Source organism: Asticcacaulis sp. MM231 (assembly GCF_964186625.1).
GTDB lineage: Bacteria > Pseudomonadota > Alphaproteobacteria > Caulobacterales > Caulobacteraceae > Asticcacaulis.
In genome coordinates, this window is the sequence record NZ_OZ075108.1 from 2,297,819 (window position 1) to 2,310,219 (window position 12,401).

General features: G+C 59.8%; 11 protein-coding genes, 1 tRNA gene and 1 pseudogene. 8 read left to right on the forward strand and 5 right to left on the reverse strand.

Annotated elements, in window-relative coordinates; genetic code table 11:
- Window positions 1–136: 136 nt before the first annotated feature.
- Window positions 137–829 (reverse strand): ribose-5-phosphate isomerase RpiA, encoded by a 693-nt coding sequence (gene rpiA / locus ABQ278_RS11230; RefSeq protein ID WP_349319666.1) that lies wholly within the window; start codon window positions 827–829, stop codon window positions 137–139.
- Entirely contained in the window at window positions 829–2,193 is a 1,365-nt protein-coding gene (gene glmU / locus ABQ278_RS11235) for a bifunctional UDP-N-acetylglucosamine diphosphorylase/glucosamine-1-phosphate N-acetyltransferase GlmU (RefSeq protein ID WP_349319667.1), read from the reverse strand. The genes rpiA and glmU overlap by 1 nt, the downstream gene beginning before the upstream one ends.
- 101 nt (window positions 2,194–2,294) lie before the next feature.
- On the opposite strand from glmU, the gene ABQ278_RS11240 reads away from it, so the two are divergent.
- Entirely contained in the window at window positions 2,295–2,972 is a 678-nt protein-coding gene (locus ABQ278_RS11240) for an HAD hydrolase-like protein (protein ID WP_349319668.1), read from the forward strand.
- An 82-nt stretch (window positions 2,973–3,054) separates the two neighbouring features.
- Window positions 3,055–3,129: transfer RNA gene (locus tag ABQ278_RS11245), tRNA-Val, on the forward strand.
- A 22-nt stretch (window positions 3,130–3,151) separates the two neighbouring features.
- On the opposite strand, the gene ABQ278_RS11250 is transcribed toward ABQ278_RS11245, so the two are convergent.
- Entirely contained in the window at window positions 3,152–4,972 is a 1,821-nt protein-coding gene (locus ABQ278_RS11250) for a monovalent cation:proton antiporter-2 (CPA2) family protein (protein WP_349319669.1), read from the reverse strand.
- A 50-nt stretch (window positions 4,973–5,022) separates the two neighbouring features.
- Here ABQ278_RS11250 and ABQ278_RS11255 point away from each other — a divergent pair, with 50 nt between their 5' ends.
- From ABQ278_RS11255 to ABQ278_RS11280, 6 genes and pseudogenes are all read left to right on the forward strand, one after another.
- Complete coding sequence (locus tag ABQ278_RS11255; protein WP_349319670.1) at window positions 5,023–5,838, forward strand: class I SAM-dependent methyltransferase; 816 nt, start codon at window positions 5,023–5,025, stop codon at window positions 5,836–5,838.
- Window positions 5,835–6,683: an N-formylglutamate deformylase gene (hutG, locus tag ABQ278_RS11260; RefSeq protein WP_349319671.1), complete on the forward strand. Its 849-nt coding sequence runs from the start codon at window positions 5,835–5,837 to the stop codon at window positions 6,681–6,683. The genes ABQ278_RS11255 and hutG overlap by 4 nt, the downstream gene beginning before the upstream one ends.
- A 15-nt stretch (window positions 6,684–6,698) precedes the next feature.
- Window positions 6,699–7,625: a bifunctional methylenetetrahydrofolate dehydrogenase/methenyltetrahydrofolate cyclohydrolase FolD gene (gene folD / locus ABQ278_RS11265; protein ID WP_349319672.1), complete on the forward strand. Its 927-nt coding sequence runs from the start codon at window positions 6,699–6,701 to the stop codon at window positions 7,623–7,625.
- A gap of 173 nt (window positions 7,626–7,798) precedes the next feature.
- The gene (locus tag ABQ278_RS11270; protein ID WP_349319673.1) at window positions 7,799–9,022 is read left to right on the forward strand and encodes an FAD-dependent oxidoreductase; all 1,224 of its coding nucleotides are present in this window, start codon (window positions 7,799–7,801) and stop codon (window positions 9,020–9,022) included.
- Between the two features lie 113 nt (window positions 9,023–9,135).
- Entirely contained in the window at window positions 9,136–9,882 is a 747-nt protein-coding gene (locus tag ABQ278_RS11275; protein WP_349319674.1) for a CoA transferase subunit A, read from the forward strand.
- Window positions 9,883–10,525 (forward strand): annotated as a pseudogene (locus ABQ278_RS11280) (3-oxoacid CoA-transferase subunit B).
- 253 nt (window positions 10,526–10,778) lie between these two features.
- Here the strand turns inward: ABQ278_RS11280 and ABQ278_RS11285 are convergent.
- Together ABQ278_RS11285 and ABQ278_RS11290 are read right to left on the reverse strand one after the other, a co-directional pair.
- Window positions 10,779–11,468, reverse strand: coding sequence for an ABC-type transport auxiliary lipoprotein family protein (locus ABQ278_RS11285; protein WP_349319675.1), 690 nt, complete (start codon window positions 11,466–11,468; stop codon window positions 10,779–10,781).
- A 96-nt stretch (window positions 11,469–11,564) separates the two neighbouring features.
- Window positions 11,565–12,401 carry an MlaD family protein gene (locus ABQ278_RS11290; protein WP_349319676.1) on the reverse strand — a complete coding sequence of 279 codons (837 nt, stop codon included), beginning with the start codon at window positions 12,399–12,401 and terminating at the stop codon, window positions 11,565–11,567.

Consider the following 12,401-nt stretch of genomic DNA (forward strand, 5'->3'; position numbering starts at 1 on the left):
GGCCCCTCATCCGGCCTATCGGCCACCTTCTCCCCGTAAACGGGGCGAAGGGGCAGATGTCCGATTTTACATGAAGCCCCCTCTCCCTGCTTGCGGGGAGAGGGTTGGGGTGAGGGGCCGCCCCGGCTCGAAACAATTACGGATGCAGAACCTTCACGCCGTCCGGCCCACCGATCAGCGCAATATCTGCCAGATCAAGGAACAGGCCGTGATCGACAACGCCGGTCAGGGATTTCAGCGCACTGGCCAAACCCGCCGGCTCATGGATTGCCCCGCACGCCACGTCGAAGATAAGGTTGCCGCCATCGGTAATCCAGTAATCGTCGCCTTTTTTACGCGCCTTTGGCATCATGGTGATGTCGAACTCGATCAGAACGTCGGAAATCCGGTTGACCGTGCCCTTCCAGGCGAAGGGCTCGACCTCGATCGGCAGAGCGAACTTACCCAAAGTTGCCACATGCTTGGCGGCGTCGGCGATGACAATGCACGAGTTCGCCTGCTCCCAGATCAGCTTCTCGCGCAGGAGGGCCGCGCCACCGCCCTTGATCAGCGCCAAACCCGGGCCGACTTCATCCGCACCATCAACACACAGATCTAACATCCCGACATCGTTGATGTCCTTGATCACCAACCCCAGGCTTTGCGCCAGTTGCGTCGTCTGGATCGAGGTCGAGACGAGGGTCAGTTTCATGCCGGCCTTGACCTGTTCGGCCACCGCCTTGACAAACCATGCCGCCGTCGAGCCTGTGCCCAAGCCCACCTTCATACCGTCCTTGACATAGGCGACGGCAGCATCCCCCACCTGTTTCTTCTGTTCGTCAGCGGTCATCACTTTTTACCTTTTTGGGCGGCCTTTTCAGCCGCCTTGCGTTCACGGAAGGCCGTTGACCAGCCCGCCTTTTCAATCTGTTGCGCGCGATCGAGGGCCAGAGCCCCCGGCGCCACGTCCTCGGTGATCACCGAACCGGAGCCGGTCATCGCGCCATCACCTACCGTCACCGGCGCCACCAGCGAGGTGTTGGAGCCGATAAAGGCGCGCTCACCAATGGTGGTCTTGTATTTGAAATAGCCATCGTAGTTGCAGAAGATGGTGCCGGCGCCAATATTAGAGCCCGCCCCCACGCTGCCATCGCCCAGATAGCTCAGATGATTAGCCTTGGCGCCCTCACCGATCGTCACGTTCTTCACCTCGACGAAATTGCCGATATGGGCGTCCCTGCCGATCACAGCCCCCGGCCGCAGACGGGCGTAGGGACCGATCAGCGCCCCCTCGCCGACCCTAGCACCTTCGAGATGCGAAAACGCCCGGATCACCGCGCCGGCCTCAACCGTTACGCCCTCGCCGAAGACCACATTCGGCTCAATGGTCACGCCCGCCGCGATCTCGGTGTCATAGGAAAAGAAAACGGTTTCCGGCGCTAGCATATGCACGCCATTGCCCATAAAGGCGCGGCGCACGCCGTCCTGCCAGACCTTCTCGATCACCGCCAGTTCGGCCTGTCCGTTGGCGCCCAGCACCTCGTTTTCCTCAGCCATGGTCACCCGCGGCTGCAAACCGCGTGCGCGTGCCAGCCCAACAATATCGGTCAGGTAATATTCGCCCTTGGAATTCTCATTCTTCACTTCGGCCAGCAGCGAGAACAGCAAGGCGCGGTCACAGGCAATGACGCCCGAATTACAGGCCTTGATCTTGAGCTGTTCCGGCGTGCACTCACGCATCTCGACAATGGCGTTGAGCTTATCACCTTCCAGCACCAGACGGCCATAGGCGGCCGGATCGGCGGCCTCGAAGCCCAGCACCACCATATCGGCCTCAAGCGCGAACACCGGCTCCAGCACCTTGGCGGCCATAAGCGGGCTGTCTGCATAGGTGATAATGACCTTGCCATCGAAACCGGCCAAGGCTTCACGCGCCACATTAACCGCGTGCGCCGTGCCCATGGGCGGGTCCTGCGTCACGATATTCTCCGCGCCCACACGCCTGGTCGCCGTCTCGCGCACCGCCGGACTATGGTTGCCAACCACCACAATTACCCGTTCGCACCCGACCTCATAGGCTGCATCGATGGCCCGATCGAGCATGGTGCGCCCGCCGATCCGGTGCAGCACCTTCGGCAGGGGCGACTTCATGCGCGTGCCCTGCCCCGCAGCCAGGAGAACAGCGGCGCGGCGGATGCTTGCGATTTCAGCCATAGGACGACTCTTTTTTAATTTGCGGATCAGGCCGATTTAGCCCAAAGCGAACCAAAGCGGAATGACTATTCGACACGAACGGCCGGAGACCTACGATAAAAATGGATTTAAACGGTTATATTCTCGCCTTTGACCTGGACGGTACGCTGGTGGATACCGCACCGGACATCATCGACGCCCTGAACAAGGTTCTGGCCGAAGCCGGCATCAAGCCGTTTCACCTTGATGAGGCCCGCCCGATGATTGGCCGCGGATCCATGGAACTGCTGCGCCGCGCCTATGCCCTCGCCGGCCAGCCGCCGCTGTCGCAGGACGAGGAAAAGCCCCTGCTCCATCGCCTGCTGACACTTTATGAAGCGCATATCAACGACCATAGCCGCATTTATGACGGCATGGTGACGGCGCTTGATACGCTTGAAGCCGCCGGCGCGCGGTTTGCCGTCTGCACCAACAAGCCCAACTATCTGGCGGTCAAGCTGCTCGAAACGCTAGGGCTTTCGCAACGTTTTGGCTCGATCAAGGGCGCAGACGTGGTGCGTCATAAAAAACCCGCCGCCGGTCACCTCAAGGCCTGTATCGACGAAATGGGCGGAGATATGCGCCACGTCATCATGATCGGCAACTCGGAAACCGACTTCCTGACCGCCAAGGCGGCTGATGTGCCATGCATCCTGTTCACGCACGGCTATAGCGAGCGCCCTCTGGCCGAACTCAATGCCGACGCCCTGCTCGATCACTATCGTGATCTGCCGGCGGCGGTTATGAGGTGCATAAAATAGAAAAGGCTCTTGCGTGTCGCGTTTGCGCACGCTAAGACGCCGCTTCCTCGACAGCCGAAACGTTTTATCGGCCACCGGTCATGGACGCGTAGCTCAGCGGGAGAGCATTCGCTTCACACGCGAAGGGTCGCAGGTTCAATCCCTGCCGCGTCCACCATCCCCTTTTATTCCCGAAGTCTTCAAGACTCCTGCTGGTCTTCCTTCAGGATGCCTTCCAGTTCCTCGCGGGACAGCTTGGCGAAGTTGATCATATCCGGCTCACTTTCGAAAAACTCGAACGAACGGCGCAGAGTCTGAATGTCGTGCGCGCGGAACTTCTTGGCCTTGCGTTCGATATCGGCCTTGGCATAGCCCATGGCGATCATGGCGTCGCGCGCCAGGGTGAGTGACGAATCGAGTGTTTCGCGGTGATAATAGTCGACGCCGGCCTTGTGCAGTTCGTAGGCGTGACGGCGGTTTCTCGCCCGCGCATAGACCAGGAGCTTCGGGAAATGCAGCTTGCTCAGCTTGACGATCTCGACTGCGCTTTCAGCGTCATCGACCGCCACCACCAGCATGCGCGCCTCCGCCAGACCGGCCGAACGCAACAGATCCAGGCGCGTGGCGTCACCGAAATAGCCCTTGGAGCCAAAGCGGCGCAGCAATTCGACCTGATCGGGGTTCTTCTCCAGAACCGTCACCTTGAGCCCCTGCGACAGCATAAAACGACCGACGATCTGCCCGAAGCGGCCAAAGCCGGCGATGATCACCGGGTTATGCTCGTTGATGACATCGTAATCGCGCTCCGGCAGGGCGCTCATGAAACGCGGCAGGATAAACCTGGAGAACAAGGTGGTCAGGATCGGCGTGGCGGCGATGGAAAGCGCCACGACCAGCACAAGGAACTTTTGCGCGTGCGGATCGATGATCTTCAATCCGCCGATAAGTTGCAGAAGGACGAAGGCGAACTCCCCGCCCTGTGACAGACCGAGCGCCAGCCCCATGGCGGGCGCGCTGTCGAGCTTGAATATCTGACCGAGGCCATACAGGATGACACCCTTGATCAGCATAAGCCCGATCACCGCGCCCACCAATCCGAGCGGGTGATGGGTAAATTCGGTGAAGTCCATCCCCATCCCGACCGAGATGAAGAACAGGCCAAGCAACAGCCCCTTGAAGGGTTCGATATCGGATTCGATGGTGCGGCGGTATTCGGAGTTGGCCAGCACAACTCCGGCAATAAAGGCGCCGAGCGCCGGCGAGACGCCCACCAGTTCCATCAGGATGGTCACGCCGAACACCAGGGCCAGTGAAACCGCGGTGAAGACCTCGCGCAGATTGGCGCGGGCGATGGCCTGGAAGACATAGCGCGACAGATAATTGCCAGCCAGGATAACCGCGGCGATGACGGCGATGACGGCGATCGGCTGCAACCAGGCCGGCCAGTGGGCGATCAGGCTGGCGCTTTCCGCCCCCTCCACGACCGGCATAACCCCGAAATTGAGCGTGGTGGCCAGAATGGGGATGATGAGGAGGATAGGGATGACGGCGATGTCCTGAAACAACAGGATCGAGAAAGACGTTTCGCCGACCACCGAATGGGTCAGGTTCTTCTCGTTCAACATCTGCATGACCAGCGCGGTCGAGGACAGCGCCAGTGCCATGCCGATGGCCAGCGAGGCCTGCCAGCCGTGGCCGAGCACGATGCCCACCACCATCAGGGCCAGCGCGGTCACCGTCACCTGCAGACCGCCTAAGCCCACGATCTGCCGGCGCAGGCGCCACAGAATGGCCGGCTCAAGCTCCATGCCGATCAGGAACATCATCATGATGACACCGAATTCGGCGAAGTGCATCACCTTGTCAGCGTCGCCGATCAGGCCCAGCACGAAGGGGCCGATAATAACGCCGGCGATCAGGTAGCCCAACACGGAACCGAGTTTGAAGCGCTGCGCCAGCGGCACGACGAGACAGCCCGCCAGCAGGAACACGAACACATTGAGTAAGAGATGAATGTCCATGATGCGCCCTCAGAATCTTCAAGAGACAGTATCTAGGTACGAAGCCCTACATGGCAAGGCAAGATATACCCTTTCGCAAAGGCGCCCTTGACCACGTCAGGATCGCGGCGCTTAATCAGCCCGTCATGACCGACCATTTTTCCACCGTCGCCCGACAGTATGCCGAAGCCCGCCCGACCTATCCGGCGGCGCTTTTCGATTGGCTGGCCACCCTGACACCGGCGTGCGACCAGGTCTGGGACGCCGGCGCCGGGTCGGGACAGGCGTCATTAGCCTTGGCGGAGCGTTTTCAGCGCGTGCAGGCCACCGATATCAGCGCCGAACAACTCAACTCTGCTCCTCAGCATCCGCGCATCACCTATAGGGTTGACGACATGAGCGGCCTGGCCGATGCATCTGCCGATCTGGTGACCGTGGCGCAGGCCCTGCATTGGTTCAATCTTGACGCCTTCTATGCCGAGGTCAAGCGCGTGCTCAAGCCGGAACGCGTCATCGCCGTCTGGAGCTATGGCCTGCTTACGACCGATGATGACGATCTCACCCAGGCGGTGGCGCATCTGCATAACGATATCGTTGGTCCCTACTGGCCGCCGCAACGCCACGACGTCGAGAATGGCTACACCAACCTGGCCTTCCCTTTCGTCGCCCTGCCCGTGCCCGACTTCGCCATGACCGCGCAATGGGATATGAAACGCCTGCTCGGCTATTTCCGTAGTTGGTCGGCCACGGTACGCATGGAAAAAGACGCCGGCGACAACCCGATCGATGGTTATGCGCCCGTACTGCAAGCGCTGTGGGGCGATCCGGAGCAACCGCGCACTCTTACCTGGCCACTGATGGTTAAGGCTGGCGAAGTCACGGCTTGACAGTTCGCGCCGGCATAGGTTCAACTGAAACCATGCCCTCTGACCATCAGACCACGGATCATCCCGTCTTTGCCTTTCACGAAGGCACGTCGCCGCTTGTCATCGCCGCGCCGCATGTCGGCACCTATATTCCGCCCGATATAGCCGCCAAGCTGAACGACACCGGCCGGGCCGTGCGCGAAACCGATTTCCACGTCCATCGCCTGTTCGATTTTGCCAAAGACCTAGGCGCCACGACGCTTTTCGCCACCCATTCGCGCTATGTCATCGACCTCAATCGCGATCCGGCTGGCAACAATCTCTATCCCGGCAAGTTCGAGACCGGCCTCTGCCCCATCAGCGACTTCGACCAAAATCCGATCTATCCCGAAGGCCATAACCCTTGCGCTGCGGAGGTCGTCGATCGGCGCGAACACTACTGGCAGCCCTATCACGACCAGCTCAGAGCCGCCCTCGACGCCGCCGTTGCACGTCATGGCAAGGCGCTTCTGATCGACGCGCATTCGATCCGCGGCGTGATCCCCAGCCTGTTCGAGGGGCGCCTGCCCGATCTCAACTTCGGCACCAATTCCGGCCAGACCCTACGTGGCGACACCTTGAAGACGCTGGAGGATTGGCGAGCTAAAACAAATGCCTATAGTCATATCCTCGATGGTCGCTTCAAGGGCGGCTATACCACGCGGTACTACGGGGCCCTGTCACCACAGATTCAGGCCCTCCAGATTGAAATTGTTCAGGACACTTATCTGGACTCCACCACGCCGCACCTGTATGACGCCCGCATCGCCGCCCCTTTGAGTCATACCCTGCGCCCGCTCGTTGAGGCGCTTGTGGCGGCCCTTTAAATTGCAGGTGTCCCGATGAGTGCTCCCTTCCACCAGAAAACCGCCGAGCGCGGCAACATTATCGATGGTGCCGGTTACGCCAAGAGCCTGCGCGACCGTCTGGCCGTCCATGTCGCCAACCTGAAAGAGGCCCATGGCCTGACGCCATGCCTCGTCGTGGTCATCGTCGGTGACGATCCCGCCAGCCAGGTTTATGTCAAGTCAAAGGGCGAGATGACCCAGGCGATCGGCATGGAATCGCGCACCATCCGCCTGCCCGACACCACCTCCGAAGACGAACTGCTTCACCTGATCGATGACCTGAACCGCGACAATGTCGTCAACGGCATTCTGGTGCAGCTTCCCCTGCCGAAGCATATGTCATCGCTTAAGGTGATCGACGCTATCAACCCTGATAAGGACGTCGACGGTTTCCATGTCATCAACGCTGGGAAGCTGGCCGTGGGCCTCGATGGCATCGTGCCCTGCACGCCGCTCGGTTCGCTGATGCTGCTGAAGGACGCGGCGCTGGCCCATGGCGATACGCTGGCCGGCAAGAACGCCGTCATCGTAGGGCGCTCGAACATCGTCGGCAAGCCGATGGCGCAACTGCTGCTGGGGCAGGATTGCACCGTCACCATCGCCCACTCCAGGACGAAGGATCTGGCCGAAGTCTGCCGCGCCGCCGATATCCTGGTGGCCGCCGTCGGCCGTCCGAAGTTCATCACCGGTGACTGGGTGAAGGACGACGCCTACGTGATCGATGTCGGCATCAATCGCATTGAAGTGGATGGTAAGGGTAAGCTGGTCGGCGATGTCGATTTCGATGGTGCGAGAGACCGTGCTCTGGCCATCACGCCGGTGCCGAAGGGCGTCGGTCCCATGACCATCGCCTGCCTGCTCAACAACACGATCAAGGCCTTCTGCCTGCAAAATCACTTCCCGGTGCCGGAAGGCGTCTAATTAAGTAAGATACCCCACCACCAACGGGTAAGAACCCGTCGGTCCCCCTCCCCAACAAGTGGGGAGGATCAAGAAAAAATATTAAACCTTGTACCTCCCCGCTTGTCGGGGAGGGGGACCATCAAGCGAAGCGTAGATGGTGGTGGGGTTTCTTGCTTCTATTGAGAGAACACATGTCTCAAAGCGTTGTCATCATAGGCGCCGGTCACGCCGGCGGAGCGGCCGCCGGTTTTCTGCGCCAGTACGGTCACACCGGACCGATCACCCTTATCGGCGCCGAGCCCTACCTGCCCTATCAGCGTCCGCCTTTGTCCAAGGCCTGGCTCAAGGGCGACGCCTCGCTCGATGATCTCTATCTGCGCGGCGATACCTTTTATGCCGATCAGGCCATGACCGTCCGCACGGATACGCAAGCCGTCGCCATCGATCCCGCCGGCAAGGCCATCACCCTGCTGAACGGCGAACACATTTCCTATGACCACCTGATCATCGCCACCGGCTCCAAGGCTCGCCCCTTCGCCGTGCCCGGCGCCGATCGGGTGCCGCACCATTTGTTACGCACGCTCGATGACGCAGAAGCGCTCAAAAACGCCCTGCGTCCGGGACACCGGATAGGCCTGATCGGTGCCGGCTATGTCGGGCTCGAAGTCGCCGCCTCCGCTCGCCATCTCGATTGCGAAGTCACCGTGTTCGAGCGCGAAAACCGCATCCTGGCGCGCGTCGCCTCGCAAGCCTTGTCGGACTTCTTCACCGATATGCACAAGGGGCGCGGCGTCGGCATCATCACCGAGGCCAGCGTCACCGAACTGTGCCTCGGTCAGGGCGACCGTAAGGTGGTGCATCTGGCCGATGGCCGCACCCACGAATTTGACCTGCTGCTGGTTGGCATCGGCGCATTGGCCAATGACGACCTGGCCACTCAGGCTGGCCTTGCCACCGCCAATGGGATTATTGTCGACGAACAAGCCCGCACCAGCGACGCGCATATCTTTGCCATCGGTGACGTCACCTCGCGCACCCTGCCCATTTATGACGGCCGCTTCCGACTGGAGAGCGTGCCCAATGCGCTGGAACAGGCCAAACAGGCCGCCGCCGCGATCACCGGCTACAAGCCGCCGATTCTGGAGACTCCATGGTTCTGGTCGGATCAATATGAGTTCAAGCTGCAAATCGCCGGTCTGCTGCGCCAGGATTGCCGCGCTCTGGTTCGCGGCGATCCGGCCAGTGGCGCCTTCAGCGTCTTCCATCTTGACGGCGATGGCCACATGATGACCGCCGAGTGCGTCAGCAGGCCGGCCGATTTCATGGCCGCCAAGCTTTTGATCGCCAAGGGCGTCGCACTGGACGACACCATCGCCGATCCGGAGGTTTCACTGAAACCTTTCTTGCAGAAATAGTTGGGCATAAATAACACCAGCGCCAGACTGTCGCACTGCACAAAATTGAGGTGACATTACCCGCAGTTTGCGCTTAGGTCAGAGGCAGAAACAACCCTCAGCCAGAGGATTCCATGCCCAGTTCCCCCAAAGTCTTCCCCGACGCCAAAACCGCCCTCGAAGGTTTAGCCTTCGACGGCATGACCGTCATGTCCGGCGGCTTCGGCCTGTGCGGCATCCCGGAAAACCTGATCGCCGCCCTGCGCGATTCCGGCGTCAGCGGTCTGACCGTTATCTCCAACAATGCCGGCGTTGATGGCTTCGGCCTTGGCCAGTTGCTGACCACGCACCAGATCAAAAAAATGATCAGTTCTTACGTCGGTGAAAACAAGGAATTCGAGCGGCAATATCTCGCCGGCGAACTTGAACTGGAATTCAATCCGCAAGGGACGCTGGCTGAGCGCATACGCGCCGGCGGCGCGGGCATCCCCGGCTTCTATACCGCTACCGGCGTCGGCACGATCGTCGCCGAAGGCAAGGAGATCAAGCGCTTCGGTGATCGTGATTACGTGCTGGAAACCGGCCTGACTGCTGATCTGTCCATCATCAAGGCGTGGAAGGGCGATGCCCGCGGCAATCTGGTCTACCGCAAGACAGCGCGCAATTTCAACCCGATGATGGCGACGGCCGGCAAGGTCTGCATCGCCGAGGTCGAGGAAATCGTGCCGGTCGGCGCGCTCGATCCCGACAATATCCATACCCCAGGCATCTATGTCGATCGCATCGTGCAGGGCACGTTTGAAAAGCGCATTGAGCAACGCACCGTGCGCTCAAGCAGCGAAGCGATAGCGCAAAATAAAACTGCCAAAGAGGAGGCATAAATGCCCTGGACAAGAGACCAACTGGCTGAACGCGCAGCAAAAGAACTGAAGGACGGTTTTTACGTCAATCTCGGCATTGGTATTCCAACTCTGGTGGCCAACCATATTCCCGCCGGCATGACCGTCACCCTGCAATCGGAAAACGGCATGCTCGGCATGGGCCCCTTCCCAACCGAGGATGAGATCGACGCCGACCTGGTCAATGCCGGCAAGCAGACCATCACCGAACTGGATGAGACGAGCTATTTCTCTTCTGCGGAACTCGTTCGCCATGATCCGCGGTGGCCACATCAACCTGACCATCCTGGGCGCCATGGAAGTGGCCGAAAACGGCGACATCGCCAACTGGATGATTCCCGGCAAGCTCGTCAAGGGGATGGGCGGGGCCATGGATCTGGTGGCCGGCGTCAAGCGCGTGGTCGTCGTCATGGACCACGCCAACAAGCTCGGTGAATCCAAGGTATTGAAAAAGTGCGACCTGCCGTTGACCGGCACAGGCGTGGTCAATCTGATCATCACCACGCTTGGAGTTTTCGAGGTCAAGCCCGACCGCTCAGGCCTGAAGCTGATCGAGCTGGCGCCGGACGTGACGTTGGAAGAGATCGCCGAAAAGACCGAGGCGGCTTATGAGGTGGCTTTGTAGAGAAAAGGTTTATTCAAGGATAAGTCAGATAAGCACAGATAAAGAATTGGCGGCCTAAAGGCCGCCTTTTCCATTTTAGAGCGCTTTCCGAAAAGTGTGACGCACTTTTCGGATAAAAAAGCGCGTCAAAACAAAAAATTAGAGCGCCGATCTGATCCAGTCAGATCGGAACACGCTCTAATTCATGCTCTCTGCAAACGATAACGCGCACATATCATCTGTGCTTATCTGGCTCATCTATGGATAAACTTTCTTAAAGTCCTTCGACCTTCTGGCCCGGGGTCGCCGGCACATTCGGCGCCAGAGGCTGAGCGGCGACAAAAGGCGCCAGCGTTGTTTCGCTGAAATCAATCAGCCCCGCCACGACCTGCGTCGTCGCCTGATTATAACCATCGGCCATCAAACTCATATCGTTACGGCGCACGGCGACATCGGCGCTGATGAATTTCTGCCCCACGACGACGCGATCGGAAATGCGGATCAGGCGAGCGTCGAGTGCAATCGATACGGTCGGCTTGTTGCGCGTATAGCTGGTCTCGAACTTGCGCACACTGATGTCGATCCGATAGTTGGCCGCTGTGGGCACGCGCGGCTCCAGCGTCACCGTCTTAGCCGTGCGGGCAAATCCGGTCGTGACAGCATCACTAAACAGGCTGGAGGCGCCGGTGGTCCAGCGCGCCTCAGCCACGTAGGCGGCCTGCGCGCCATCGACCGTCAGGATCTGATCTCCGGCACTATCCTTCGGGAAGGTAATCCCGCCAAAGATGAGGCCAAGCGGCGGCTTGTTCGGCATAACCGCCGTCTGCGCCTTTTGCTCTACCAATTCCGGCTCATAGCCAAAGCGATAAAGCTGCGCTGGCTTGGTCTTGGGCAGCAGCGTGACGCAACCGCTCAGGCTGATCGCCAGACCCGCGACCATCAGGGTTTTTACGAGCTTTTTCATTGGCTCACCTTTCTTTCCTTGGCGACCGGCTTGTTGACCAGGCCCCGCGGGCTGGCCTGCACGCTGTCGACCAGCGAGCGCACCGAAGACGAGGCTTCATTGAGATTGCGCAGGGATTCCTGCAATTCCGGCAGCGTCTGCGTGTTGAGTTGATCGGCCGGGGCCTTCATCGAGTTCAGCTAGGGCGCTGACGTGATCGGCGGCATCGGCCAGTTTTTTGGTCGCCGCATTGATCTGGTCCATGGTTTCCGGCAGTTTCTCAGAGGCCACGCCGTTGGTCGAATTGGCCAGCTTGGTCACCGCATCGGCGGCCTGACCGGCGCTGATAATGGCTTCGTGAGTGTCATCGATCAGTTGTTCACGGCCCTTCAGCATGGCCGTGATGTCCTTCAGGTTGGTCAGGCTGTCAGAGAAGGTCTTGATATTTTGATCGGAAAGCAGCCGGTTGACGCGGTTGAGACTTTCATAGGTGTTCTCGATCACAGAACCCGACCCTGAGAGCAGCTTTGATAGCGCGCTTTCCTCGGAATGGATAAGCGGCGGCGGCGCGTTAGGCTCATGCTTGAGCAGAGGCGCATTGGCCGAACCCGGCGATATCTGCATGTAATAGAGACCAGTGATGCCTTGTGGCTCCAGCGAAGCCACCAAATCGACACGCACCGGCGTGCCTTCATCAAGCTGCACGGTCGCGATCACCTGGTGGGTGTTGGCATTGCCGAGGCGCAGGCTCGTCACCTCGCCGACCTTGATACCGTTAAAGTGGACCTCGGCGCCCTTGGTCAGACCATCGACCGGCGTGTTGAACTCGACCTCATAGGTGCCGAAATTCTTATTGAAATCGAACTGGATAAACCAGAAGGCAAAGACGAGCAACACCAGCGCCAGAGCGAAGGTGGCCAGACCGACGAGAGCATAATGGGCTTGACGTTCCAT